Annotated in this window: 24 protein-coding genes; 9 read left to right on the top strand and 15 right to left on the bottom strand. The window is 70.0% G+C overall.

The window, feature by feature from the left end:
* The first annotated feature begins 222 nt into the window (after positions 1 to 222).
* The 4 genes from OG452_RS24250 to OG452_RS24235 all read left to right on the top strand — a co-directional run bounded on the left by OG452_RS24250 (position 223) and on the right by OG452_RS24235 (position 3,451).
* Entirely contained in the window at positions 223 to 1,185 is a 963-nt protein-coding gene (locus OG452_RS24250; RefSeq protein WP_327297681.1) for a metal ABC transporter substrate-binding protein, read from the top strand.
* A gap of 107 nt (positions 1,186 to 1,292) precedes the next feature.
* Positions 1,293 to 2,078 carry a metal ABC transporter ATP-binding protein gene (locus OG452_RS24245; protein ID WP_442810167.1) on the top strand — a complete coding sequence of 262 codons (786 nt, stop codon included), beginning with the start codon at positions 1,293 to 1,295 and terminating at the stop codon, positions 2,076 to 2,078.
* Positions 2,075 to 2,974 carry a metal ABC transporter permease gene (locus OG452_RS24240; RefSeq protein WP_327299760.1) on the top strand — a complete coding sequence of 300 codons (900 nt, stop codon included), beginning with the start codon at positions 2,075 to 2,077 and terminating at the stop codon, positions 2,972 to 2,974. Before OG452_RS24245 ends, OG452_RS24240 begins: the two co-directional genes overlap by 4 nt.
* 57 nt (positions 2,975 to 3,031) lie before the next feature.
* Positions 3,032 to 3,451, top strand: a complete 420-nt coding sequence (locus OG452_RS24235) for a Fur family transcriptional regulator (RefSeq protein ID WP_327297680.1) — start codon at positions 3,032 to 3,034, stop codon at positions 3,449 to 3,451.
* Between the two features lie 154 nt (positions 3,452 to 3,605).
* Here OG452_RS24235 and OG452_RS24230 read toward each other — a convergent pair whose 3' ends face one another.
* From OG452_RS24230 to leuA, 4 genes are all read right to left on the bottom strand, one after another.
* The gene (locus OG452_RS24230) at positions 3,606 to 4,418 is read right to left on the bottom strand and encodes an isoprenyl transferase (RefSeq protein ID WP_327297679.1); all 813 of its coding nucleotides are present in this window, start codon (positions 4,416 to 4,418) and stop codon (positions 3,606 to 3,608) included.
* A gap of 75 nt (positions 4,419 to 4,493) precedes the next feature.
* Positions 4,494 to 5,240, bottom strand: a complete 747-nt coding sequence (gene recO, locus OG452_RS24225; RefSeq protein ID WP_266857187.1) for a DNA repair protein RecO — start codon at positions 5,238 to 5,240, stop codon at positions 4,494 to 4,496.
* Positions 5,241 to 5,419: 179 nt separating this feature from the next.
* The gene (locus OG452_RS24220; RefSeq protein WP_327297678.1) at positions 5,420 to 6,115 is read right to left on the bottom strand and encodes a TerB family tellurite resistance protein; all 696 of its coding nucleotides are present in this window, start codon (positions 6,113 to 6,115) and stop codon (positions 5,420 to 5,422) included.
* A 326-nt stretch (positions 6,116 to 6,441) separates the two neighbouring features.
* The gene (gene leuA, locus OG452_RS24215) at positions 6,442 to 8,199 is read right to left on the bottom strand and encodes a 2-isopropylmalate synthase (protein WP_327297677.1); all 1,758 of its coding nucleotides are present in this window, start codon (positions 8,197 to 8,199) and stop codon (positions 6,442 to 6,444) included.
* Between the two features lie 295 nt (positions 8,200 to 8,494).
* Between leuA and OG452_RS24210 the strand changes: the two genes are divergently transcribed.
* A complete protein-coding gene (locus OG452_RS24210; protein ID WP_405560971.1) occupies positions 8,495 to 9,610 on the top strand; it encodes a M4 family metallopeptidase in 1,116 nt (371 codons plus the stop codon).
* A gap of 51 nt (positions 9,611 to 9,661) precedes the next feature.
* Positions 9,662 to 9,928, top strand: a complete 267-nt coding sequence (locus tag OG452_RS24205; protein ID WP_327297676.1) for a protealysin inhibitor emfourin — start codon at positions 9,662 to 9,664, stop codon at positions 9,926 to 9,928.
* Positions 9,929 to 9,965: 37 nt separating this feature from the next.
* Here OG452_RS24205 and era read toward each other — a convergent pair whose 3' ends face one another.
* Positions 9,966 to 10,916: a GTPase Era gene (gene era / locus OG452_RS24200; RefSeq protein ID WP_327297675.1), complete on the bottom strand. Its 951-nt coding sequence runs from the start codon at positions 10,914 to 10,916 to the stop codon at positions 9,966 to 9,968.
* 157 nt (positions 10,917 to 11,073) lie between these two features.
* Between era and OG452_RS24195 the strand changes: the two genes are divergently transcribed.
* Together OG452_RS24195 and OG452_RS24190 are read left to right on the top strand one after the other, a co-directional pair.
* Entirely contained in the window at positions 11,074 to 12,405 is a 1,332-nt protein-coding gene (locus OG452_RS24195; RefSeq protein ID WP_405560975.1) for an ammonium transporter, read from the top strand.
* Positions 12,402 to 12,740 carry a P-II family nitrogen regulator gene (locus OG452_RS24190; RefSeq protein ID WP_164264502.1) on the top strand — a complete coding sequence of 113 codons (339 nt, stop codon included), beginning with the start codon at positions 12,402 to 12,404 and terminating at the stop codon, positions 12,738 to 12,740. The genes OG452_RS24195 and OG452_RS24190 overlap by 4 nt, the downstream gene beginning before the upstream one ends.
* 34 nt (positions 12,741 to 12,774) lie before the next feature.
* Here OG452_RS24190 and OG452_RS24185 read toward each other — a convergent pair whose 3' ends face one another.
* Both OG452_RS24185 and OG452_RS24180 read right to left on the bottom strand, forming a co-directional pair.
* Positions 12,775 to 13,188 (bottom strand): cytidine deaminase, encoded by a 414-nt coding sequence (locus OG452_RS24185; protein ID WP_327297674.1) that lies wholly within the window; start codon positions 13,186 to 13,188, stop codon positions 12,775 to 12,777.
* A gap of 27 nt (positions 13,189 to 13,215) precedes the next feature.
* A complete protein-coding gene (locus OG452_RS24180; RefSeq protein ID WP_327299757.1) occupies positions 13,216 to 14,109 on the bottom strand; it encodes a helix-turn-helix transcriptional regulator in 894 nt (297 codons plus the stop codon).
* 103 nt (positions 14,110 to 14,212) lie between these two features.
* Here OG452_RS24180 and OG452_RS24175 point away from each other — a divergent pair, with 103 nt between their 5' ends.
* The gene (locus tag OG452_RS24175) at positions 14,213 to 15,643 is read left to right on the top strand and encodes an MFS transporter (RefSeq protein WP_327297673.1); all 1,431 of its coding nucleotides are present in this window, start codon (positions 14,213 to 14,215) and stop codon (positions 15,641 to 15,643) included.
* 43 nt (positions 15,644 to 15,686) lie between these two features.
* Here OG452_RS24175 and OG452_RS24170 read toward each other — a convergent pair whose 3' ends face one another.
* The 8 genes from OG452_RS24170 to OG452_RS24135 all read right to left on the bottom strand — a co-directional run bounded on the left by OG452_RS24170 (position 15,687) and on the right by OG452_RS24135 (position 23,965).
* Positions 15,687 to 16,040, bottom strand: a complete 354-nt coding sequence (locus OG452_RS24170; protein WP_327297672.1) for an MmcQ/YjbR family DNA-binding protein — start codon at positions 16,038 to 16,040, stop codon at positions 15,687 to 15,689.
* Positions 16,037 to 17,329, bottom strand: a complete 1,293-nt coding sequence (locus tag OG452_RS24165; RefSeq protein ID WP_327297671.1) for a hemolysin family protein — start codon at positions 17,327 to 17,329, stop codon at positions 16,037 to 16,039. Before OG452_RS24165 ends, OG452_RS24170 begins: the two co-directional genes overlap by 4 nt.
* Positions 17,326 to 17,823, bottom strand: coding sequence for an rRNA maturation RNase YbeY (gene ybeY, locus OG452_RS24160; RefSeq protein ID WP_327297670.1), 498 nt, complete (start codon positions 17,821 to 17,823; stop codon positions 17,326 to 17,328). The genes OG452_RS24165 and ybeY overlap by 4 nt, the downstream gene beginning before the upstream one ends.
* Before the next feature lie 28 nt (positions 17,824 to 17,851).
* On the bottom strand, positions 17,852 to 18,895 hold the full coding sequence (locus OG452_RS24155) for a PhoH family protein (RefSeq protein ID WP_327297669.1): 1,044 nt from the start codon (positions 18,893 to 18,895) through the stop codon (positions 17,852 to 17,854).
* 105 nt (positions 18,896 to 19,000) lie between these two features.
* Positions 19,001 to 20,086 carry a carbohydrate kinase family protein gene (locus tag OG452_RS24150; RefSeq protein WP_327299756.1) on the bottom strand — a complete coding sequence of 362 codons (1,086 nt, stop codon included), beginning with the start codon at positions 20,084 to 20,086 and terminating at the stop codon, positions 19,001 to 19,003.
* Between the two features lie 130 nt (positions 20,087 to 20,216).
* On the bottom strand, positions 20,217 to 21,641 hold the full coding sequence (locus OG452_RS24145; protein WP_327297668.1) for an MFS transporter: 1,425 nt from the start codon (positions 21,639 to 21,641) through the stop codon (positions 20,217 to 20,219).
* A gap of 120 nt (positions 21,642 to 21,761) precedes the next feature.
* Positions 21,762 to 23,072: a glucarate dehydratase family protein gene (locus tag OG452_RS24140; protein ID WP_327297667.1), complete on the bottom strand. Its 1,311-nt coding sequence runs from the start codon at positions 23,070 to 23,072 to the stop codon at positions 21,762 to 21,764.
* A complete protein-coding gene (locus OG452_RS24135; protein WP_327299755.1) occupies positions 23,069 to 23,965 on the bottom strand; it encodes a 5-dehydro-4-deoxyglucarate dehydratase in 897 nt (298 codons plus the stop codon). The genes OG452_RS24140 and OG452_RS24135 overlap by 4 nt, the downstream gene beginning before the upstream one ends.
* Between the last annotated feature and the right edge of the window lie 133 nt (positions 23,966 to 24,098).

Here is a 24,098-nt window from a genome sequence, read left to right as displayed (position 1 = left end):
TTCCCGGTTCCTGCCGGGATCGTCCGCAGATCCACCCGGGATCGTCCGCAGATCCACCCTGGATCGTCCGTGGATCCGTCCCCGTGCGGTCGCTGACTGCTCCTGCGGCGGTCGCCGATCACCCCCGGAGCCGTCGCCGCTCGCCTCCGCAGCGGCTGGGCAGCGGCCCGCCACCAAACCCCTTGTTGACAATCGTTTCCACTTTTGTTGAAAATGACTGTCATGAACGTACGACGCCTCATACCCGCCACAGCCGTCTCCGCAGCGGTCGCCGCCGGACTGGTCGCCCTCTCCGCCTGCTCCGGTTCCGCCGCCGCCGACCACAAGGACGGCAAGCTGCACGTCGTGGCGTCGTTCTATCCGCTCCAGTACCTGACGCAGGAGATAGGCGGCGACCACGTCTCCGTCAGCAACCTGACCAAGCCGGGCGTCGAGCCGCACGACCTCGAACTCAGCCCGAAGCAGACCGTCGCCCTGTCCGGCGTGGACGCGATCATCTACCTCAAGGGCCTCCAGCCCGCCGTCGACGAGGCGATCAAGCAGTCCGGCGTGAAGCACACCGCGGACGCCGCCTCGATGACGACGCTCGAAAAGCACGGAACCGAGGTCGACGGCCACCACCACACGACCGGTGACAACGCCTCCCACTCGGAGAGCGAGGCCGGGCTCGACCCGCACATCTGGCTCGACCCGTTGCGATTCGCCCAGGTCGCCAGGGGCGTGGACAAGACACTCGCCGCGGCGGACCCCAAGCACAGCGTGGACTACCGCAAGAACACCGACGCGCTGGTGAAGAAGCTCGACGCCCTGAACCAGCAGTACGCGAACGGGCTGAAGAACCGCACCTCCGACACCTTCGTCACCACGCACGCCGCCTTCGGCTACCTCGCCGAGCGGTACGGCCTCACCGAGGAGGCCATCAGCGGGATCGACCCGGAGAGCGAGCCCAGCGTCTCGCGGATGAAGGACCTGCACAGCCTCGCCGCGAAGCACCACGTCAACACGGTCTTCTTCGAGACCATCGCGAACCCCGACACCGCCAGGACCCTCGCGGGTGACCTGCACGTGAAGACCGGCGTGCTGGACCCGCTGGAGGGGCTCACGGACAAGTCCAAGGGTCGCGACTACATCCAGGTCATGCAGTCCAACCTGGCCGCGCTCCAGAAGGCGCTCGGCGCCAAGTGACCAAGCAGACCGCCCGCCCGTCCGTACCCGGCACCGCACCCAGGACCGCATCCAGCACCGCACCCGCGACCGCACCGGAGGCACACGCGATGGACCTCGACCAGGAAATGGACTCCGAACAGGAACCCGCCGTCCAGGAACCCGTCATCTCCGTACGCGGGGCCACCGCCGCGCTCGGTTCGCGCCCCGTGCTGCGCGGTGTCGACCTCACCGTGCACCGCGGCGAGGTCGTCGCCCTGCTCGGCGCCAACGGGTCGGGCAAGTCGACCGCCGTACGCGCGGTGATCGGCCAGGTCCCGCTCACCGGCGGCTCGATCGAACTCTTCGGCAGCCCGCTGGGGCGGTTCAGGCAGTGGGCGCGCATCGGCTACGTACCGCAGCGCACCACCGCGGCCGGCGGGGTGCCCGCGACGGTGCGGGAGATCGTCTCGTCCGGCCGGCTCGCGCGTACGAAGCTGCGATGGCCGTCCAGAGCCGACCGCGCCGCCGTGGCCCGTGCGATCGAGCTGGTGGGGCTCAGCGACAGGGCAGGCGACTCCGTGGGCGCGCTCTCCGGCGGCCAGCACCAGCGGGTGCTGATCGCGCGGGCGCTGGCGTCCGAGCCCGATCTGCTGATCATGGACGAGCCGATGGCCGGGGTCGACCTGGCCAGCCAGGAGATCCTCGCCTCGACGTTGCGCGAGCAGGTGGCCGCCCGGACGACCGTGCTGCTCGTCCTGCACGAGCTCGGGCCGCTGGAACCGCTGATCGACCGCGCCGTCGTCCTGCGCGACGGCTGCGTCACCCACGACGGACCCCCGCCGGAGGCCCTGGGCCGGCACTCCCTGCCGGGCCATGACCACGTACACCCGCACGCGCCGGCCGGGCCGGCCAGGACAGGACTGCTGAGCTGATCATGGAACTTCTCCAGAGCCCCCTGATGCAACGGGCCTTGCTCGCCGCCGTCCTGGTCGGCATCACCGCCCCCGCCATCGGCATCTACCTCGTCCAGCGCCGTCAGGCCCTGATGGGCGACGGCATCGGCCACATCGCCATGACCGGGGTCGGCCTCGGCTTTCTGCTCAACTCAAGCCCGGTGTGGATGGCCACGCTGGTCTCGGTCGTCGGCGCCGTCTCGATGGAGCTGATCCGCAGCTACGGCCGGATGCGCGGGGATGTCGCGCTGGCGATGCTCTTCTACGGCGGTATGTCCGGCGGGGTGCTGCTGATCAACCTCTCCCCGTCCGGCTCGAACGCCAACCTCTCGTCGTATCTCTTCGGCTCGCTCGCGACGGTCTCGCAGAGCGATGTCACCGCGATCTGCGTCCTGGCCGCGTTCGTGATCCTGGTGACGCTCGGGCTGCGCAGGCAGCTCTTCGCGGTCAGTCAGGACGAGGAGTTCGCCCGGGTCACCGGGCTACCGGTACGGGTGCTCAACCTGCTCATCGCGGTCACAGCGGCCGTCACCGTCACCGTCGCGATGCGGGTGGTCGGACTGCTGCTGGTGAGCGCGCTGATGGTGGTCCCGGTGGCGGCGGCGCAGCAGCTGACGAAGTCGTTCGCGGTCACCTTCGTACTGGCTGTGGTGATCGGTACGGCGGTGACGCTCTCCGGCACCATCACTTCCTACTACCAGGACGTCCCGCCTGGAGCGACAATTGTCCTGCTGGCCATCCTGGTCTTCGTGGTACTGACCGCGCTCGCCGCACCTCTGGCGAGGCGGCGTGCACGGGCCGCCGAGGCGGCGGAGGCCGAGTACGGCCGCGGGGTCCCGGCGGCGCGGCGGCCGGTGGAATCGGCCGGGACCTGACGGAGCTGGCACAATGGCCCGACACATGGGCGGGCGACGCACGGCGAGGAGGCACCTGTGACCGCGGGAGCACCAGTACGAGGCCGGTCGACCCGGCAGCGCGCCGCGGTGGCCGCGGCGCTCGACGAGGTGGACGAGTTCCGCAGTGCCCAGGAGCTGCACGACGTGCTCAAGCACCGGGGCGACTCGGTCGGGCTGACCACGGTCTACCGCACCCTCCAGTCGCTGGCCGACGCCGGCGAGGTCGACGTGCTGCGCACGGGCGACGGCGAGTCGGTGTACCGGCGGTGCTCGACCGGAGAGCACCACCACCACCTGGTCTGCCGCACCTGCGGCAAGGCCGTCGAGGTGGAGGGGCCCGCGGTGGAGAAGTGGGCGGAGACGATCGCGGCGCAGCACGGGTATGTGAACGTCGCGCACACGATGGAGGTCTTCGGGACCTGCGCGGAGTGCGCGGGATCCGCGACGGAGAGCTGACCGGGGCCGGTGCCTCGACCGCCGGACGATCTCTGAGATCTCTGAGATCTTCAGGACCTTCGGGATCCCCGAGATCTTGAGGACCTTCCGGATCTTCGAGCGCGTCCGGCGGTCGGCGGTTGAGGGCGCGGCCCGGGGACCGGACCCGTACTGATCAGGCGGTCGTCGTCTCCTCGATCGCGCCGCCGAACCTCCGGTCCCGCTGGGCGAATTCGAGGCAGGCCCGCCACAGGTCTCGGCGGTCGAAGTCCGGCCACAGGACGTCCTGGAAGACCATCTCGGCGTACGCGCTCTGCCAGATCAGGTAGTTGGACGTGCGCTGCTCGCCGCTCGGGCGCAGGAAGAGGTCCACGTCCGGCATGTCCGGGTAGTAGATGTACTTCGCGAAGGTCTTCTCATTGACCTTCGCCGGGTCCAGCTTGCCCGCCGCCACGTCGCGGGCGATGGCCTGCGCCGCGTCGGCGATCTCCGCGCGCCCGCCGTAGTTGACGCAGAAGTACAGCGTCATCGCGTCGTTGTCCTTGGTCTGCTCCTGCGCGACCTGGAGCTCCTCGACCACCGACTTCCACAGCTTGGGCATCCGGCCCACCCAGCGGATCCGGATCCCCAGCTCGTCCATCTGGTCCCGGCGGCGCCTGATGACATCGCGGTTGAAGTTCATCAGGAAGCGCACCTCGTCGGGTGAGCGCTTCCAGTTCTCGGTCGAGAAGGCGTACAGCGAGAGGTTCTTGACGCCCATCTCGATGCAGCCGTTGAGCACTTCGAGGACGGTGGACTCGCCGACCTTGTGGCCCTCGGTGCGCGGCAGCCCGCGGTCCTTGGCCCAGCGGCCGTTGCCGTCCATGACGATCGCCACGTGGTTCGGCACCAGTTCGCCGGGGATCTTCGGCGGGCGGGCGCCCGACGGGTGCAGTTCGGGGGTTTTGTACTCCTGCTTGTTACGCCCCAGAATCCCGCGTCGTGCCATGTGCTCGTCTCCCTCTCACTACTTTTCTACGTACTCGCTGCTTCTCTGCGTACTCGCTGCTTCTCTGCCTGCTCGCTACTTCTCCACGTACCGCAACGAGCGCAGCCCGCGCTCCAAGTGCCAGTGCAGGTAGGCCGATACGAGCCCGCTGCCCTCCCTGACGTGCCTCGGCTCGGCCGCGTCGGCCGTCGTCCAGTCCCCCGTCAGCAGCGCGCTGAGCAGCCCGACGGCCTCCGCAGAGGGTACGACGCTGCCGGGCACCCGGCAGTCGCCGCACACCGCCCCGCCGCCCGCCACGGAGAAGAACCGGTTCGGTCCTTCCAGGCCGCACTTCGCGCAGTCCTCGAAGCTGGGCGCGTAGCCGTTGACGGCGAGCGAGCGCAGCAGGAAAGCGTCGAGGATCAGATTCGGGGCGTGCTCACCGCGGGCGAGGGTGCGCAGCCCGCCGATGAGCAGCAGATACTGCTGGACGGACGGCTCACCCTCGTGGTCGGTGAAGCGTTCCGCCGTCTCCAGCATGGCCGTGCCCGCCGTGTAGCGGGCGTAGTCGCTGACGATGCCGCCACCGTACGGAGCGATGGTCTCACTCTGGGTGCACAGCGGAAGCCCGCGCCCGATCAGTTCGCTGCCGCGCGCGAAGAACTGCACGTCGACATGGGAGAACGGTTCGAGCCGCGCCCCGAATTTGGACTTGGTGCGGCGCACGCCCCGCGCGACGGCGCGCACCCGCCCGTGGCCCCGGGTCAGCAGCGTGATGATGCGGTCGGCCTCACCCAGCTTCTGAGTCCGCAGGACGACCCCGTCGTCACGGAAAAGACTCATGGGGTCCATTGTCCCGTACGCGAGGAGCCTGTACGCGCCGAGTCCCATACGTCCGGGACGGGCAGGGCGAGCCGCCGGTCGGTGTCGGTGGTGCGGTCCTCGGCGCCCTTGGCGACGGCCCGGTCCAGATCGGCGAGCAGTACGGGGTACGGGCACGTTCTCAGGAAGGCGTCCGCGCCTCAGGAAGGTGTCCGCGCCGCTGCCGCCAGCAGCCGGGCCGTGTCCTGCGTGCAGAGCTGGAGTGCGCCGCCGACCGTCGCGAGCACCTCGCGCTCCGCGGGGCTGTACGGGCCGTCGGCGAGGGCGATCCGGGCGCCCTGGAGCAGGATCGACTCCCGGCCCACCGGGGCGAGATGCGGTGTCAGCGGCTGCAGCGACTCGTGCAGTTCGATGGTGAGCGCGGCCCCGCACGGCTCGGTGTCCGTGACGAAACGGCCGGTGTCCGCGGCGAGCGCGTCGACCAGGGCGGTGAGCTGCTCCTCGGTGCACTCGTCGAACCCGGCGGCCCGGACCGTGGAGACGGCTGTCTCGATGACCGCGTGGGAGCCGGTGCCGCCCGCGGTGAGGACGGCGAGCGTCACCGTGTGGACCGCGTCACGCAGCATCGCCGAGAAGCGCGTCGTGGTGGGGCGGTCGAGGGTGTCGGTGGAGAACTGCGTCCAGCAGGCGGCGCATTCGACCACCGGGCCGGTGCGGCCGCGCGAGAGGAGCGGCAGACCGAGCACGGTGAGCCGGCGGCGGCCTGTCAGGCGGCGGTAGTTGCGGTCTCCCCCGCAGTCCGCACAGAAGAACTCGCCGTCGCCGACCGTGTCCCAGGAGGTACGGACGGCCCAGATGATCGACTTCTTGCCGCTTCGTCCACGGACTGACAGCACGGCTCACCTCCGTAACACCGGCAGCGCTCCGTTGCGCTGCGCTCCACCACGCCCGTGTCCCCCGGTTGTTCCGTTGGACACAGGGCCGCCATGTGGACGTGATGTTAGCCACATCGATGATGCGGCGTCAGCACCCTGACAGGAGATGGCTTGGTCCCGACCATCCCGGAGCGCGGCCGGAACCCGGTAACGGAGAGGTCAGAAGGGTTCCGTACGGCCGGGACCGCCGAAAAACCGAGACCGGGGCCGTACCCGTAAGAAGAGCTTCCGGGACGGCCCCGGTCACGCGGAGCGGGGTGCTGGAGTCAGCGGGCGGGGCACATGGGTCAGCGGGCGGCCCTGTTCACAGCGGAGACGACCGCCTTCAGCGAGGCGCGTGTGGTGTTGGCGTCGATGCCGATACCCCACATGACCTTGCCGTCGATCGCGCACTCGATGTACGAGGCGGCCAGCGCGCTCGCGCCCTCGCTCATCGTGTGCTCCTGGTAGTCCAGCAGCCGGGCGTCCACGCCGGTCTCGGAGAGCGCGGCGAAGAAGGCCGAGATCGGACCGTTGCCGGTGCCCGAGAGGGCCGTCTCGACCCCGTCCACGACGGCCTCGACGGTCAGGGTGTCCCTGCCGTCGGTGTCCGTCGTGGTCTGGCCGGAACGCAGCTGGATCCGGCCCCAGCGGGCGTCGCCATCGACGGAGCTGGGCAGGTACTCGTCCTGGAAGATCGCCCAGATGTCCTTCGGCGTGACCTCGCCGCCCTCGGCGTCGGTCTTCGTCTGGATGATCTTCGAGAACTCGATCTGCATCCGGCGCGGCAGGTCCAGCTTGTGCTCGTTCTTCAGGACGTACGCGATACCGCCCTTGCCGGACTGCGAGTTGACCCGGATCACGGCCTCGTACGAGCGGCCGACGTCCTTGGGATCGATCGGCAGGTACGGGACGGCCCACTCGATGTCGTCGACCGTCTTGCCCTGGGCGGCCGCGTCGGCCTCCATCGCGTCGAAGCCCTTCTTGATGGCGTCCTGGTGGGAGCCGGAGAAGGACGTGTAGACCAGGTCACCCGCATAGGGGTGACGCGGGTGGATCTCCATCTGGTTGCAGTACTCGGCGGTGCGGCGCACCTCGTCGATCTGCGAGAAGTCGATCTGCGGGTCGACGCCCTGGCTGAAGAGGTTCATGCCCAGCGTCACCAGGTCGACGTTGCCGGTGCGCTCGCCCTGCCCGAACAGACAGCCCTCGATACGGTCGGCGCCCGCCATGACGGCCAGTTCGGCGGCGGCGACGGCGGTGCCGCGGTCGTTGTGCGGGTGGGCGGACAGGCAGACGAACTCGCGACGGGTCAGGTTGCGCGACATCCACTCGAAGCGGTCCGCGTGCGTGGACGGCGTCGAACGCTCCACGGTGGCGGGCAGGTTGAGGATGATCTCGCGTCCGGCCTCGGGCTGCCAGACGTCCATGACCGCCTCGCAGACCTCCAGGGCGAAGTCCAGCTCGGTGTCCGTGAAGATCTCCGGGCTGTACTGGTAGCCGAAGGTCGTCTCGGGGCCCAGGATCTTCTCGGCGTACTCCATCACCAGACGGGTGCCGTCCACGGCGATCTGCTTGATGTCGTCCTTGGAGCCGCGGAAGACGACCCGGCGGAAGGTCGGCGCGGTCGCGTTGTACAGGTGCACGCTCGCGCGGTGCGCGCCGCGCAGCGACTCGACGGTGCGCTCGATCAGGTCCTCACGGGCCTGGGTCAGGACGGAGATGGTCACGTCCTCGGGGATCGCGCCCTCTTCCTCGATGATCGAGCGTACGAAGTTGAAGTCGGTCTCGCCGGAGGCCGGGAAGCCGACCTCGATCTCCTTGTAGCCCATCTTCACCAGCAGGTCGAACATCTCGCGCTTGCGGGCCGGTGACATGGGGTCGATCAGCGCCTGGTTGCCGTCGCGCAGGTCGGTGGAGAGCCAGCGGGGGGCCTGGGTGATCCGGTTGTCGGGCCAGCTGCGGTCGGGGAGTTCGACGGCGTCGTACTGGCCGTACTTGTGCACCGGCATTCCGGAGGGCTTCTGCGTCCGGGTGGCATTGGTGATCGGTGTGGGGTGCGACATCTGCGTGGGGCTCCTCGGGATCCAGCGGGGGAAGGCCGACTGTGCCGCTACAGCACCAGACTCCGCGGGGAGGGGGTCGACCTACGACTACAGGCCCTCGCCGCGGCAGCTAAGGAGAAGCAGCCCGAAACGCATGATGTTCCGCAGCCTAGCCCAGCGGCACCGTGAACGCCGCTCCCGTATCAGTATGCGGGACACCCGACAGTCGGCGCCGACGCGGTGCCGGGTCACTCTTTCTCGTCAATCGCCATCGCAACCAGTGACAATTCCCTTACGCAGTGCCACATTCGAAGACATGACTGACACTCCTGAGATGACTGGCACCACCGGGATGACCGGCCCGGCCGCACCTTCCGTCTTCTGCACCATCATCCCGCCGCACATCCTCAACAAGCTCGCGGAAGCCGACGACCCGGAGCTCTCCGGCCCGGCCCGCCGCACCCTTGAGGCGGACGACTCGCACCGCAGCCGGCGCCGGACGGCCATGGCCGCCACCGCGCGCGGGGACGGTGGCGTCTCGGGGCCCGCCGACCCGGCGCCCAGGATGCCGAAGCGCACCATCTACGACGCCGGGCACGGCACCCAACTGCCCGGCACCAAGGTCCGCGCGGAGGGCGCGCAGCCGAGCAAGGACGCTACGGTCAACCGGGCCTACGCGGGCCTCGGCGCTACCTTCGAGCTGTACCTCAAGGCGTACGGGCGGTACTCGATCGACGGCAAGGGGCTGGCGCTCGACGCGAGCGTCCACTACGACCGGCAGTACAACAACGCCTTCTGGGACGGCAGCCAGATGGTCTTCGGCGACGGTGACGGGAAGATGTTCCTCGACTTCACCATCCCGGTGGACGTCATCGGCCACGAACTCACCCACGGCGTCACGCAGTACACCGCGAACCTGGCGTACTCCGGCCAGTCCGGCGCGCTCAACGAGTCGGTCTCGGACGTCTTCGGCTCGCTCATCAAGCAGTACGCCCTGGGCCAGACCGCCGACCAGGCCGACTGGTTGATCGGCGCCGGCCTCCTGGCGCCTCGCGTATCCGGGGTCGCGCTGCGCTCGATGAAGGCGCCGGGCACCGCGTACGACGACCCTGCGCTCGGCAAGGACCCGCAGCCCGGGACGATGAAGGGGTACGTCAAGACCACCGACGACAACGGCGGGGTGCACGTCAACTCCGGTATCCCCAACCACGCCTTCTACCTGCTCGCGGACGCCCTGGGCGGCAAGGCCTGGGAGCGGGCCGGGCAGATCTGGTACGACACCCTGACCGGCGGCGACCTGGCGGCCGACGCGAGCTTCGCGGACTTCGCCCGGCTGACGGTCAAGGCCGCCCAGGCCCGCTTCGGCAGCGGCGACGAGCAGGAGGCGGTGACCAAAGCCTGGTCCACGGTCGGTGTCCCGACCGGTGCGTAGGAAGTCGATCGGGCAAGAGGTCGACGGCTCGACAGGGGGTAGACAGTTCCCATGCGTATCCAGGTAAGGCGCACGGGAGGCTTCGCCGGCATCGAGCGCCGGGCCGAGGTGGACACCTCGGCCCGGCCCGATGCCGGCGAGTGGCACGAGCTGGCCGAACAGGCGGTCGCGGCGGGCCACGACGCACCGCCCCAGGGGGTGCCCGACGGGTTCAACTACCGGATCACGGTGGACGACCGGACGGTGTACTGCACGGACCCGCGGCTCAGCGAGGCGCAGCGGTCGCTGATCTCGCGGGTGCTGAAGGAGGGGGCGTAGTGCCGCGGCACGGGTGAGGGGCCCTGACGGGCGGGGCTCAGAAGCCGAGCTTCCGCAGCTGCTTCGGGTCCCGCTGCCAGTCCTTCGCCACCTTCACGTGCAGGTCCAGGAAGACCGGGGTGCCGAGCAGTGCCTCGATCTGCTTGCGGGACTTCATGCCGACGTCCTTCAGGCGGGCGCCCTTGGGCCCGATGATGATGCCCTTCTGGCTCGGCCGCTCGATGTATACGTTCGCGTGGATGTCGAGCAGCGGCTTGTCCGCGGGCCGGTTCTCGCGGGGCAGCATCTCCTCGACGACGACGGCGATGGAGTGCGGCAGCTCGTCCCGTACGCCCTCCAGCGCGGCCTCCCGGATCAGCTCCGCGACCATCACCATCTCGGGCTCGTCCGTGAGGTCGCCCTCCGGGTAGAGCGGGGGGCTCAGCGGCAGCAGCGGGGCGATGAGGTCGGCGAGGAGCGAGACCTGCTGGTCGCCGACGGCGGAGACCGGGATGATCTCGGCCCATTCGAAGCCGAGTTCCGTGGCGAGCTGGTCGATGGCGATGAGCTGCTCGGCGAGCTGCTTGCCGTCGACCAGGTCGGTCTTGGTGACCACGGCGATCTTCGGGGTCTTCCTGATCCCGGCGAGTTCCTTGGCGATGAACTTGTCACCGGGGCCCAGCTTCTGGTCGGCGGGGACGCAGAAGCCGATGACGTCGACCTCGGCCCAGGTGGTCCGTACGACGTCGTTGAGCCGCTCGCCCAGCAGCGTGCGCGGCTTGTGGAGGCCGGGGGTGTCCACCAGGATCAGCTGGGCGTCGGGGCGGTGCACGATGCCGCGCACGGTGTGGCGGGTGGTCTGCGGCCGGCTGGAGGTGATCGCCACCTTCTTGCCGACGAGAGCGTTCGTGAGAGTGGACTTGCCCGCGTTGGGGCGGCCGACGAAGCAGGCGAAACCGGCCCGGTGGGCGGCTTCGGAAGGCTGGGTGTGAACGCTCATGGCGCCCATTCTCCCCGATCGTCCGGTGGACGCCGACCAGGTGGCCCCGCGATGGGTTTCCGGTAACCGTCCGCGACACGAAATACGGACGAAACACGGGTGCAGCCGTGTGGAAACGCGAAAGCGGGAACCTCTACCGCAACGTAACCGGAGAGGTGACCCCCCTGTGACGCATGCGACGCCTGCGACACCCCTGCCACCGCTGACCACCCTGGCGGCCGGTATCGACACCGGCGACACCGCCTGGCTGCTCGCCGCGACCGCGATGGTGCTGCTGATGACGCCCGGCCTCGCGCTCTTCTACGGCGGGATGGTCCGCACCAAGAGCGTGCTGAACATGCTGATGATGAGCTTCGTGTCGATCGCGCTCGTCACCGTGGTCTGGCTGCTGGCGGGCTACTCGCTGGTCTACGGCCCCGACGCGTTCGGCGGCCTGATCGGCGGGCTCGGTCACGTCGGCATGGCCGGTATCGCCCCGGGCAGTGTGCGGGGCTCCGTGCCCACGCTGCTCTTCGCCACCTTCCAGCTCACCTTCGCGATCGTCACGGCCGCGCTGATCAGCGGGGCCATCGCGGACCGGGCGAAGTTCGGCGCGTGGCTGGTCTTCGTCCCCGTGTGGACGCTGCTCGTCTACGTCCCGGTGGCGCACTGGGTCTGGGGGCCCGGCGGCTGGATCCTCAGCGATCTGAAGGCGCTGGACTTCGCGGGCGGTATGCCGGTCGAGATCGTCTCGGGCGCTTCGGGGCTCGCGCTCTGTCTGGTGCTCGGGCCGCGGCTCGGCTTCAAGAAGGACTCGATGCGTCCGCACAACCTGCCGATGGTCGTGATGGGGGCGGGACTGCTCTGGTTCGGCTGGTTCGGCTTCAACGCGGGCTCGGCGCTCGGCGCCAACGGGCTGGCGGCCGCGGCCTTCCTGAACACCCTCGCGGCCGGCTGCACCGGTCTGCTCGGCTGGCTCTTCGTCGAACAGAAGCGGGACGGTCACCCGACCACACTGGGCGCGGCGTCCGGGGCGGTGGCCGGTCTGGTCGCGATCACTCCGTCCTGCGGTGCGGTCGGGCTGGTCGGGGCCCTGGTCGTGGGGCTCGCGGCCGGGGTGCTCTGCTCGTACGCGGTCGGCTGGAAGTTCCGGCTGAACTACGACGACTCACTGGATGTCGTGGGGGTGCACCTGGTGGGCGGGATCGTCGGGACGCTGCTGATCGGGCTGTTCGCGACAGCGGGGATGACGGGCGGCGCGCGCGGGCTGCTGTACGGCGGCGGGTTCGGGCAGCTGGGCCGGCAGAGCGCCGGTGTGCTGGCGGTCGCGGTGTACGCCTTCGCCGTGACGTACGGCATCGGCAAGGGAATCGACCGGCTGACCGGCTTCCGGGCCGACGAGGAACACGAGCAGCAGGGCCTCGACCTGACGGTGCACGCCGAGAGCGCCTACGATCACGGCGTGCTGGGCCACGGAGCCCCGCTCTCCGCCTCCGTGCTGCAGAAGGTCAAGCCATGAAGCTGGTCACCGCGGTCGTCAAGCCGCACAAGCTCGACGACGTCAAGACGGCCCTGCAGGAACTCGGGGTCAACGGCCTGACGGTCACCGAGGCGAGCGGATACGGCAGGCAGCGCGGGCACACCGAGGTCTACCGCGGCGCCGAGTACCGCGTCGACCTCGTCCCGAAGGTCCGGATCGAGGTGGTCGTCGGCGACGCGGAGAGCGAGGCGGTCATCGACGCGGTGGTACGGGCCGCCCACACCGGCAAGATCGGTGACGGCAAGGTCTGGGCTGTGCCGGTGGAGACGGTCGTACGCGTCAGGACGGACGAGCGCGGCCCCGACGCGCTCTGAACGGCTTCGACCCGCGGAACGCCGTGGAAGCGGTTCAGCCCGCCGTGACCGTCGTCCGCAGCGTGCCGTCGGGGCCCGCCAGCAGCACCGGGGTACCGGCTCCGCCCAGGTCCTTCACCGCGGCGCGGTCCTGGTCGGACACCTCCCCGGCGGCGCTGACCACGGCAGCGGCCTCCAGCGACCGCGCCCCGCTCGCGACCGCCATCGCGACGGCGGTCCGCAGCGCGGAGAGCTTCAGCGAGTCGAGATCGACGGTCCCCGCGACATACGTACGCCCGGTCTCGTCCCGTACGGCGGCGCCCTCGGGCACTCCGTTACGGGCCCGGGCGCTGCGCGCCAGCGTGATGATCTTGCGGTCCTCGGCGTCCAGGACCGGGCCCCCGGCCTCCGCGCTGCCCGTACCGATACCCGTACCGCTGTCTGCGCTGTTCGCTTCGTCGTCGCTCATGGGCAGAGCATAAAGAGCCCGCACCGGTCAGTTGGCGACCGGGTACATCGAGCCCCTGCGGCCCTCCGGCGATGCCAGCCACTGGAGCTTGGCCTCCGTCCCCGTGTCGGGCAGCGGGGTGTGCAGCACGATCGCCAGATCGGGCCGGGCCGGAACCCTCAGCTGGGTGGACTCCACGAACAGCGTGCCGACCACCGGATGCTCCAGCTCCTTGCGGATCTGCCCGCCCGGTGCGATGTCCCGGCGCTCCCACAGCTCGGCGAACTCGCCGCTGCGCTCCTTCGCCTCGGTGACGACCGCCTGGAACCCGTCGTCGTCGGGGCACTCCGAGCAGGCGGCCCGGAACTGCGCGACCACCTGGTGTGCGATGGACTCCCAGCCCTTGGCGCGCGCCCGGTAGACGGGGTCGGTGAAGAACGCGATCAGACAGTTCTGCACGAGGCCGGGGCGCATGGCCAGCGTCATCGCCGCAGCGTCGTTGTACATGATCGTGTTCCAGTACTGGTCCATGATGTGCGCCGGGAACGGCATCCACGCGTCGATCAGCCGCTTCAGCCCGTCGCACATGTCGACGTTGGCCGGATCGACCTCCTGCGGCGGCGGGTTCAGCCCGGCCAGCACATAGAGATGGCGGCGCTCGGCGCTGCTCAGCTTCAGCACCCGGCCCACCGAGTCCAGGACCTGCGGCGACACCGTGATGTCCCGGCCCTGCTCAAGCCACTGGTACCAGGAGACGCCCACGCCCGCGAGGACGGCGACCTCCTCACGCCGCAGTCCCGGCGTGCGCCGCCGGCCGCCGCCGTCGAGCAGCCCCGCCTCGGCCGGGGTGATCCTGGCCCGCCGGCTCATCAGGAACTCCCGCAGCTCACTCAGCCGGTGCGCCTTGGTGCCGGGCCTCGGCCCTTCCGCCCCGCTCTCCATCGGACTCGCCACGACATCTCCCCCTGTACGGCTGCCTGGTGGTGCGGCCACCAGCATAAGTACCCGCTCCCCACGATTGTTCCCGGAGCCCGAAGCTCAGGACATGGCGATCGATACCTCACCCGCACTCACCCCGACTCCCGCCCCACCGGCGGCCGACAACCGGCTCACCGGCCGGGCCAGGCTCGTCCTGCTCGTCCTGTGCGCGGCCCAGTTCATGGTGGCGCTCGACTTCTCCGTACTGAACGTGGCGCTCCCCGTGCTCGGCCAGGACCTGGGCATGACCAGGGCCGGGCTCCAGTGGGCCGTCACCGCCTTCGCACTGCCCTCCGGCGGCTTTCTGCTCCTCTTCGGCCGGATCGCCGACCTCTTCGGCCGGCGCAAGCTGTTCCTCACGGGTCTCACCGTCTTCGGCACGGCCTCGCTGGTCGCGACCTTCGCCTGGAACCAGGAGGTCTTCCTCACCGGCCGGGCCCTCCAGGGCCTGGGCGCCGCGGTCATCGTGCCGACCGGGATGTCCCTGTTGACCACCACGTTCCCCGAAGGCCCGCAGCGCGACCGGGCGCTGGGCATCAGCGGCACCCTGCTCTCGCTCGGCTTCACCGTCGGCATGGTGCTGGGCGGCGTCCTGACGGACACCCTGGGCTGGCGCTCGACCATGGGTCTGCTGGGCGCGGCAGCGGTAATCGTGCTCGCCCTGGCTCCCCGGCTGCTCACCGAGTCACGCCACTCCGAGCGCCCGCGCCTCGACATCCCGGGCGCGGTGACCGTCACCGGCGGGCTGCTCGCGATGATCTACGCCCTGTCGACGGCGGCCCAGCGCGGCTTCGGCCACACCGACGTCCTGGTGTCGCTGGTGCTCGGCATCGCCCTGCTGGCCGGCTTCGTGATCGTCGAATCCCGCGCCGACGCCCCGCTGGTGTCGCTGCCGATACTCAAGCGGCGCACCGTGGCCTGGGGCAACCTGGGCGGGCTCATCACCTTCTCGATGATGTCGACGGTGGTCTTCGTCCTGACCCTGTACCTCCAGGAGGTCCTGCACCTCTCCAGCTTCGAAACCGGGCTGGTCTTCGGTGTCCAGGGCCTGGCGTCGGTGGCCGCCGGAATGGCCGCCCCGAAGGTCATCGGACGGTTCGGTGCCCTCCGGGTGCTGGTCGGTTCGCTGCTCGCCCAGGGCCTGTTCATCGCCACGATGGTGGGACTCGGCGCCCACTCGGGGGTCTGGCTGGCCACGGTCGCCGTCTCGGTGGCCAGCATGGCGCACCTGGGCGCGATCATCTCGTACGGGCTGACCGTCACCTCGGGTGTGCCGGACGCCGAACAGGGCCTGGCCACCGGGCTCGTCACCACCACCCAGCAGGTCGGGATCACCATCGGCATCCCGCTCCTCGGAGTGCTGGCCACCACCCGGACCGACCTCTTCGACGGGGTGCGGACCGTGCTGGGCATCGCCGCGGCGATCCTCGTCGGGACCGCGGTGCTGGTGGCGGTGGGCCTCGGCCGGCGCAGCCGTGACCACGGCCGCGCCGCCTGACTCCGGTCCGGACGGGGTCTGTTCCAGCCGGGTCCCGTACCGGTCAGCGGCGGTCGAGCCGGAGGCGCTCCGCCTTCGGCAGACCGGCCACCACGAGATCGTACGAATCCTCGATGAGCTCACGGACCAGACGGTCGGGCAGCGGCCCGACCGTCACCGTGTTCCAGTGGCGCTTGTTGAGATGCCAGCCGGGGACGACCGCCTCGTACTCGGCGCGCAGCCGGACCGCTTCGTCCGGGTCGCACTTGAGCGAGATCTGCAGCGGGTCACCGTCGAGGTGGCTCAGCGCGAACACCTTGCCGCACACCTTGAACACCGACGTCTCCGGGCCGAACGGGAACTCCTCGGCCGCGGCGTTGAATTCCAGGCAGAACGCCCTGAGCTGCTGCGGTGTCATCCCGCTGTCTCCTCCACATCGGCGACCGGCTCGGCCAGTACTGTCACGATCTTGTTCCGGCGGCCCGCGGGGGACTCGGCGGTGAGCCGCAGCCGCCTGCCGTCCGGCAGGTCGACGATCGCGGAAGCGCCCGCGATCGGCACCCGGCCGAGGGCCTTGGCCAGCAGACCGCCGACGGTCTCCACGTCCTCGTCGTCGTACTCGTCCAGCCCGTACAGCTCGCCCAGGTCCTCGATGTCGAGGCGGGCGGTGACCCGGAAGCGGCCCTCGCCCACGTCCTCCACCTGCGGCAGCTCGCGGTCGTACTCGTCGGTGATCTCGCCGACGATCTCTTCGAGGATGTCCTCGATGGTGACGATGCCCGCCGTGCCGCCGTACTCGTCGATGACGACGGCGACATGGTTGCGGTCCTGCTGCATCTCGCGCAGGAGATCACCGGCGTTCTTGGTGTCGGGCACGAAGACGGCGGGGCGCATCACGGTGGAGACCAGGTCGGTCTCCGCGTCCCGGCTGATGTGGGTCTTCCTGACCAGGTCCTTGAGGTAGACGACGCCGACGATGTCGTCCTCGTTCTCCCCCGTCACCGGGATCCGCGAGAAGCCCGAGCGCAACGCCAGCGTGGTGGCCTGGCGGATCGTCTTCGAGCGCTCGATGCAGACCAGGTCGGTGCGCGGGACCATCACCTCGCGGACCAGGGTGTCGCCCAGCTCGAAGACGGAGTGCACCATCCGGCGCTCGTCGTCCTCGATCAGCGACTCCTGCTCGGCGAGGTCGACCATGGCGCGCAGCTCGGCCTCGGACGCGAACGGGCCCTTGCGGAAGCCCTTTCCGGGCGTCAGCGCGTTACCGATGAGGATCAGCAACTGCGGGACCGGACCCATCACGCGGGCCAGCGGCAGCAGGACATAGGCGGCAGCGGTCGCCGTGTTCAGCGGGTGCTGGCGGCCGATGGTGCGCGGCGAGACGCCGACGGCCACATAACTCACCAGCACCATCAGGGCGATGGCCAGCGCCAGCGCCTGCCAGGTCTCGGACAGCTCCCGGAGACAGACGTAGGTGACGAGGACCCCGGCCGCCATCTCGCAGGCGACCCGCACCAGCAGCGCCACATTGAGATACCGGGTCGGGTCGGTGGCGATCTGCGCCAGCTTCTCGCTGCCGCGCCGCCCCGACCGTACGGCCTCGGCGGCCCGGAAACTCGACGTACGGGCGATGCCCGTCTCGGCGCAGGCCGCCAGCCAGGCGACCACGACCAGCGCGACCGCACCGACGATCAGCTGTGCGGTCATGAGACGGTCGGCGCCGGTGAGGGGCCGGTGTGTCCCTTCTCCGTCCGCCAGCCGTCGACGATCGCGGCCTGGAGGCCGAACATCTCGGCCTTCTCGTCGGGCTCCTCGTGGTCGTAGCCCAGCAGGTGCAGCACCCCGTGGACGGTCAGGAGCTGGAGCTCCTCGTCCATGGAGTGCTGCGTCGGGGCTTCCTCGCCCTGCTGCTTGGCGACCTCGGGGCAGAGCACGATGTCACCGAGGAGCCCCTGCGGGGGCTCCTCGTCGTCCTTGGCCGGCGGACGCAGCTCGTCCATCGGGAAGGACATGACATCCGTGGGACCCGGCAGGTCCATCCACTGGATGTGCAGCTGCTCCATGGCCCCGGTGTCCACGACGATCACGGACAGCTCGGAGAGCGGGTGGATCCGCATCCGGGTGAGGGCGTAGCGGGCGATGTCGAGGATCGCCTGCTCGTCGACCTCGGTTCCGGACTCGTTGTTGACGTCGATCGACATGGGGCCTGCTGACTCTTTCGGTCTGTGCCTACAGCCGTTTCTGGCTGTTTTTCCGGCTGTCTTTCTGGCTTTCTTGCTGGTTGTCGTGCTTCTCGTACGCGTCGACGATACGGCCGACGAGCTTGTGCCGGACGACATCCTCCGTGGTGAGCCGGGAGAAGTGCACGTCGTCGATGCCCTCCAGGATGTCCTGCACCTGGCGCAGCCCGCTCTTCGTACCGCTCGGCAGGTCGACCTGGGTGACGTCACCGGTGACGACGATCTTCGAGTCGAAGCCGAGGCGGGTGAGGAACATCTTCATCTGCTCGGCGCTGGTGTTCTGCGCCTCGTCGAGGATGATGAACGCGTCATTCAGGGTGCGGCCCCTCATATAAGCCAGCGGCGCCACCTCGATCGTCCCTGCCGCCATCAGCCGGGGGATCGAGTCCGGGTCCAGCATGTCGTGGAGCGCGTCGTACAGCGGGCGCAGATACGGGTCGATCTTGTCGAAGAGAGTGCCGGGCAGGAAGCCCAGCCGCTCCCCCGCCTCGACGGCCGGGCGGGTCAGGATGATCCGGCTGACCTGCTTGGACTGCAGGGCCTGGACCGCCTTGGCCATGGCCAGGTACGTCTTGCCGGTGCCCGCCGGGCCGATGCCGAAGACGATCGTGTTCTTGTCGATGGCGTCGACGTAGCGCTTCTGGTTGAGCGTCTTGGGGCGGATCGTGCGGCCGCGGCTGGACAGGATGTTCTGGGTAAGAACCTCGGCGGGGGTCTCACCCCCCGGCTCGCCCTCGCCGTTCTCGCTGGCCCGGAGCATGGCGATCGAGCGTTCCACAGCGTCCTCCGTCATCGGCTGCCCGGTGCGGAGCACCAGCATCATCTCGTCGAACAGGCGCTGGATCAGGGCGACATCGGACGCCGCTCCTGTGGCACTGATCTCGTTTCCCCGGACATGGATGTCGGCCGCCGGGAACGCCGTTTCGATCACGCGCAGCAGCGAGTCGCCCGAACCCAGCAGCATCACCATGGGGTGTGCGGCCGGGACCGTGATGTGGGCACGCGCCTGCGGCTGTGTAGGTGTCTGAGTCATGGGCCGGCCCTCGGGCCTGCGCATACCTCCCGTTGCAGGGTTCTCGCTGCTCGACAACCTCTGGACCTCCAAGCCTACGACGCCGCACTGACAACGCCAGGGCTTTTACGGTGCGCGGAAGCCGATCGTCGGCACGGCCCGGCGCAGCGGCCAGGACCGGGCCGCCGCGGGCAGCAGTTCCTCCAGGAAGGCGTACCGGCGCAGCGCGGCCCGGTCCTGGCCCGCGCAGGTGCGTACCTGCTGCCACCAGGCGGCGACCTCGGCCCAGCCGGGTGCCGAGAGCGACCCGCCGAACTCCTGGACCGAGAGTGCCGCCGTGAGCCCGGCGAAGGCCAGCCGGTCGGCGAGCGGCCAGTCCGCCAGCGTCCCGGTGACGAAGCCCGCGACGAAGACGTCGCCCGCGCCGGTCGGGTCGAGTGCCTCGACCGCGATGGCGGGCACCGACGCGGCCTCGCCGGTCGATCCGTCCACTGCGTACGCGCCCTCGGCACCCAGCGTGACGACCGCCAGCGGGACCTTGTCGGCGAGGGCGTGGGCCGCGGCGCGCGGGCAGTCGGTGCGGGTGTAGCGCATGGCTTCCTCGGCGTTGGGCAGGAACGCCTCGCAGTGCTCCAGGTCGGCGAGGCGTCCCAGGTCCCAGCGCCCGGTCTCGTCCCAGCCGACGTCGGCGAAGACCTTCGTGCCGCGGTCGGCGGCGTGCAGCACCCACTCCTCGCGGCTGCCGGGCCCCAGTGAGGCGATGGCGGCGCGTGCGCGTGGCGGGCAGTTGGGGTGGGTGCTGAACGGCGGCGGTGCCTCGTGGCCGTGCGAGACCATGGTGCGCTCGCCGTCGTACGCCATGGAGACGGTGACCGGGGAGTGCCAGCCGGGCACGGTGTGTGAGCGCGAGAGGTCGATGTGCTCGCCCTGCTCCAGGGCGTCCCAGCAGTACTCGCCGTAGTGGTCGTCGCCGAAGGCCGCGGCGAGGGAGGTGTGCAGGCCGAGCCGGGCCAGCGCGGTGGCCATGTTGGCCACCCCGCCGGGGCTCGATCCCATGCCGCGCGCCCAGGACTCGGTGCCGCGCACCGGTGCGCTGTCGAGGCCGGTGAAGATGATGTCCAGGAAGACCGTGCCGGTCAGATAGACGTCACAGGGCGGATCGTCGGGACGGCGGGTCTCCTTCAGCGGATCCAGGGCGGGCTCGGCAGGAATGGCCACCGTATGCTCCAACGGGTCGCGAACTGGCCAACGGTGCGGATGGAGAACAGTCTGCACCACGGGGTTCGGCAGGAGCGTGGACGCGTCCCGGGCTGCGGCGTCCCACGGTGGCCGTACCCGGTTCTCAGGCCTCCGCGGGCCGTGCCGCCGCTCCGGGGGGCGCCGCGCTCCGTGGTGCCACGCCGGGGTTCGCCTTACGGGCCCGGCTCGCGGGGGCGGTTGCGGGCGTGGCCCTGATCTTGTCGTTACGTCCGCCGCCCCGCACCAGCAGCACGCTCAGCGCGGCGAGGAACCCGATCACGGTGAGCCCGACGAGCCCGCCCTTGGTGGATCCGGTGGAGTCCTCCAGCAGCCCGAAGGCGGTCGGCGCGACGAACCCGCCCAGGTTTCCGATGGAGTTGATCAGCGCGATGCCCGGGGCGGCCGCACGCGCGTCCAGGTAGCTCTGCGGGATCGTCCAGAAGATCGGCGACGCCGGCTTGAAGCCCATCGCGGCGATGCACAGGGCGCCCAGGCCCACCCATGGCGAGACGAACACGGCGAGCAGCGTGCCGGTGCCGCCGAGCAGCAGCAGGCCCATCAGGACCGGACGGCGTTTTCCGATGCGGTCGGAGATCCGGCCCGTCACGTACAGCGCGAGGAGCGCGAACAGCCAGGGCACCGCGGTCAGCAGCCCGATCTGGAACTCGCTCAGCCCGCCGAGGTCGCCGACGATCGACGGCAGCCAGAACGTCACGGCGTACAGCGCGACGTTGATGGCGAAGTAGATCCAGAGGAAGAGCAGCATCTGCGGGTCGGCGAGCAGCTTCCAGCGGGAGATCCTGGCGGCGTCGCGACGGGCGTCCCGCTCCTGCTGCTCGGTGTCGATGGCCGCGACGAGGCCCTGCTTCTCCTCGTCCGTCAGCCAGGTGGCCTTCTCGACGCTGGAGTCGAGGAAGCGGTAGACGACAAACCCGAGGACGACGGAGAAGACGCCCTCGATGAAGAACATCCACTGCCAGCCGGAGTGCCCCCAGACGCCGTGCATCTCGAGCAGGGCGCCGGAGACAGGGCCGACGACGACCGTCGCGGTCCCGGACCCCATCAGGAAGATGGAGGTCGCCCTGCCGCGATGCGAGTCGGGCAGCCAGCGGGACAGGTAGTAGATCACGGCGGGGAAGAAGCCCGCCTCCGCGACCCCGAGGAGGAAGCGCAGGGCGTAGAACATCTCCGGGCTGCTGACGAAGGCCATCGCGGTGGCGACGACGCCCCACGTGATCATGATCCGGGTGAGCCAGATCTTGGGGCCGAAGCGTTCCATCAGCATGTTGCTGGGGACTTCGAATATGGCGTACGCGACGAAGAAGATCCCGGCACCGAGCCCGAAGGCGGCGGCAGAGAGACCCACGTCGGCCCGTAGCTGATCCTGGGCGAATCCGAGGTTCACCCGGTCCATGTAGTTGGCCACGAACATGACGAAGAAGAGCGGTACGACGCGCTTGAAGATCTTGCGGATGGCGGACTGGACGGCTGGGGAGTGCTCTACGGGGGCGGGGGTTGCTGCGGACACGAGCGGCTCCGATCGTGGGCAGGGCAGGGCAGAGCAGGGGATTGGGAGGGAGCGGGAGGAGCGGGGAGGTGCTGGGGGCGGCCTCCCCCTGTGGTCACCAGCGGGGGGGACGCCGGTGGTTCACCAGCGGGGCAGCGCCGGGGACGTCCAGTCCTCGTAGCCCTTCGCCTTGCGCATCGCGGTGACGTCGTCACGGTCGCGCATGGCGCCGTCGTCCTCGGTCCAGCGCCGGTGCAGCGCGGCGAGCTTGTCCCGGTCGAGTTCGACACCGAGGCCGGGGGCTTCGGAGACCGGGAGGCAGCCGCCGGTGAAGACATGGCGGGTGGTGATCACGTCGTCGGTCTGCCATGGGTAGTGGCTGTCGCAGGCGTAGTCCAGGTTGGGCACGGTGGCCGCGACATGGGTCATCGCGGCGAGGCTGATGCCCATGTGGGTGTTGGAGTGCATGGAGAGGCCCACGCCGAACGTCCGGCAGATCGCGGCCAGTTCGCGGGTGGCGCGGAGTCCGCCCCAGTAGTGGTGGTCGGAGAGGACCACCTGGACCGCGTCGGTCAGGAAGGCCGCACGGATCTCGGGGACCGTCGTCACGCACATGTTGGTGGCGAGCGGGACGTCGGTGCCCGCGGAGACCTCTGCCATGGCGGCGGTGCCGGGGGCCGGGTCCTCCAGGTATTCGAGTACGCCGGCGAGTTCGGCGGCGACCTTCAGCGAGGTCTGCGGGGTCCAGCCGCCGTTGGGGTCGAGCCGCAGCGGGTGCCCCGGGAACGCCTCGGCCAGGGCCTTCACCGCGGCGATCTCCTGGTCCGGCGGGAAGACACCGCCCTTGAGCTTGAACGAGGTGAAGCCGTAGTCCTCCACGAATCGCCGTGCCTGCGCGACGATGCCCGCCGGGTCGACGGCCTCGCCCCAGGTGTCGGGCTCCCCCGCGCCGTCCGGGTGTCCGGCCCAGCGGTAGAAGAGATACGCGCTGTACTCGACCGAGTCGCGCACCTTCCCGCCGAGCAGCGTGTGCACCGGCAGGCCCCGTACCTTGCCCAGCGCGTCGAGGCAGGCCACCTCGAAGGCGGAGAAGACCGAGAGCCGCAGTTTGTCCGCGGTCTGGACACCGCGGAGCCCGCCCACGTCGATAGCGTCATCCACCCCAGCCCCGCCGATGCCCACTTGCCGGGCGAGCGCGGCCAGACCGTTGAGGTCCGCGATGGACCGGCCCGGCAGCAGTTCGGCGTAGGGCCGGGCTATGTCCAGGTACTTGGTGTCCCCATAGGTCTCGCCGATACCGCTGACTCCGTCCGCCGTGACGATCTCGACGACGAGCCGCGGGGTGTAGGGCTGGTGCACGCCGTGCACATTGAGCAGCGGCGGGTCGGAGATCAGTACCGGGGTGAGCCGGACCTCGGCGATCGTCAGGTCGCCTGGGGTGTCGGGTGTCATCGGGTCGCTCCTACGAGGTCGAGGCCGGCGGTCAGCAGGGTGTCCAGGGCCGCGAGGTCGTCGGGGCCGGGGTCGGTCAGGGGGGCGCGTACCGGGCCGACTTGGTGGCCGCGCAGCCGGGCGGCGGCCTTGACCAGCGAGACGGCGTAGCCGGGGACCCGGTCGCGGAGTTCGACCAGGGGCACGTAGAAGTCGCGGAGCAGCGCGTCCAGGCGTGCCTGGTCGTCCGTGCGCAGGGCGGTGAAGAAGGCTCCGGCGATCTCGGGGGCGAAGGCGTGGACGGCGGAGGAGTAGGCGGGGACGCCCACCGTGGCGTAGGCGCGGGCCTGGATCTCGGCGGTGGAGGCGCCGTTGAAGAAGAGGAAGCCGTCCGGGGCGGCGAGGGTCAGCCGCTGGAGCCGGTCGAGGTCGCTGTGGCCGTCCTTGAGTCCGATGACGCCGGGGACGGCGGCGATGCGGCGCAGCGAGGCGGCGGTGAAGGCGACTTGGCCGCGCTGGTAGGCGATGAGGGGCAGCCGGGTGCGGGCGGCGATCTGCTCCAGTTGTGCGACGAGTCCGTCCTGTGGGGCCGCCACGAGGTAGTGCGGGAGGACGAGCGCCGCGTCGGCGCCTGCCTCCTCGGCGATCCGGGCGAATCTGACGGCCTGCGCCCAGCCGTATCCGATGCCCGCGACGACGGGTGTGCGCCCGGCGGCTGCCTCGACGGTGGCGGTGACGACGCTGCGGTACTCGTCCTCGTCCAGGGAGAAGAACTCCCCGGTGCCGCAGGCCGGGAAGACCGCGCCGGGGGCGGCGGCCAACTGGGTCTCCAGGTAGGTCCGGTACCCGTCGATGTCGAGCTCTCCACCGTCGGTGAAGGCGGTCAGCGGGAAGGAGAGGACCCCGCGGGCCATGCCGTCCCGGAGCAGCGCCACTGTCCCGGCCACCTCAGCCGGTCGCGGACCGGTTCCCGTATCCGTCGCCGCGCCGGCGTTCGTGCCCGCGTTGGTCCCCGCACCCATTCATGTCTCCGTATGTAGATGATGT

It is taken from the genome of Streptomyces sp. NBC_01197 (assembly GCF_036010505.1).
In the GTDB taxonomy this organism is placed as follows: Bacteria; Actinomycetota; Actinomycetes; order Streptomycetales; family Streptomycetaceae; genus Streptomyces.
Note: the sequence above shows the minus strand (reverse complement) of the source record. Positions and strands in the feature narration are given on the sequence as shown.

Coding starts and splice junctions, on each gene's coding strand:
- OG452_RS24250 (WP_327297681.1), top strand. CDS start 223: ATGAACGTACGACGCCTCATACCCGCCACAGCCGTCTCCGCAGCGGTC.
- OG452_RS24245 (WP_442810167.1), top strand. CDS start 1,293: ATGGACTCCGAACAGGAACCCGCCGTCCAGGAACCCGTCATCTCCGTA.
- OG452_RS24230 (WP_327297679.1), bottom strand. CDS start 4,418: ATGGCACGACGCGGGATTCTGGGGCGTAACAAGCAGGAGTACAAAACC.
- recO (WP_266857187.1), bottom strand. CDS start 5,240: ATGAGTCTTTTCCGTGACGACGGGGTCGTCCTGCGGACTCAGAAGCTG.
- leuA (WP_327297677.1), bottom strand. CDS start 8,199: ATGTCGCACCCCACACCGATCACCAATGCCACCCGGACGCAGAAGCCC.
- OG452_RS24210 (WP_405560971.1), top strand. CDS start 8,495: ATGACTGACACTCCTGAGATGACTGGCACCACCGGGATGACCGGCCCG.
- OG452_RS24205 (WP_327297676.1), top strand. CDS start 9,662: ATGCGTATCCAGGTAAGGCGCACGGGAGGCTTCGCCGGCATCGAGCGC.
- era (WP_327297675.1), bottom strand. CDS start 10,916: ATGGGCGCCATGAGCGTTCACACCCAGCCTTCCGAAGCCGCCCACCGG.
- OG452_RS24190 (WP_164264502.1), top strand. CDS start 12,402: ATGAAGCTGGTCACCGCGGTCGTCAAGCCGCACAAGCTCGACGACGTC.
- OG452_RS24185 (WP_327297674.1), bottom strand. CDS start 13,188: ATGAGCGACGACGAAGCGAACAGCGCAGACAGCGGTACGGGTATCGGT.
- OG452_RS24180 (WP_327299757.1), bottom strand. CDS start 14,109: ATGGAGAGCGGGGCGGAAGGGCCGAGGCCCGGCACCAAGGCGCACCGG.
- OG452_RS24175 (WP_327297673.1), top strand. CDS start 14,213: ATGGCGATCGATACCTCACCCGCACTCACCCCGACTCCCGCCCCACCG.
- OG452_RS24170 (WP_327297672.1), bottom strand. CDS start 16,040: ATGACACCGCAGCAGCTCAGGGCGTTCTGCCTGGAATTCAACGCCGCG.
- OG452_RS24165 (WP_327297671.1), bottom strand. CDS start 17,329: ATGACCGCACAGCTGATCGTCGGTGCGGTCGCGCTGGTCGTGGTCGCC.
- ybeY (WP_327297670.1), bottom strand. CDS start 17,823: ATGTCGATCGACGTCAACAACGAGTCCGGAACCGAGGTCGACGAGCAG.
- OG452_RS24155 (WP_327297669.1), bottom strand. CDS start 18,895: ATGACTCAGACACCTACACAGCCGCAGGCGCGTGCCCACATCACGGTC.
- OG452_RS24140 (WP_327297667.1), bottom strand. CDS start 23,072: ATGACACCCGACACCCCAGGCGACCTGACGATCGCCGAGGTCCGGCTC.
- OG452_RS24135 (WP_327299755.1), bottom strand. CDS start 23,965: ATGGCCCGCGGGGTCCTCTCCTTCCCGCTGACCGCCTTCACCGACGGT.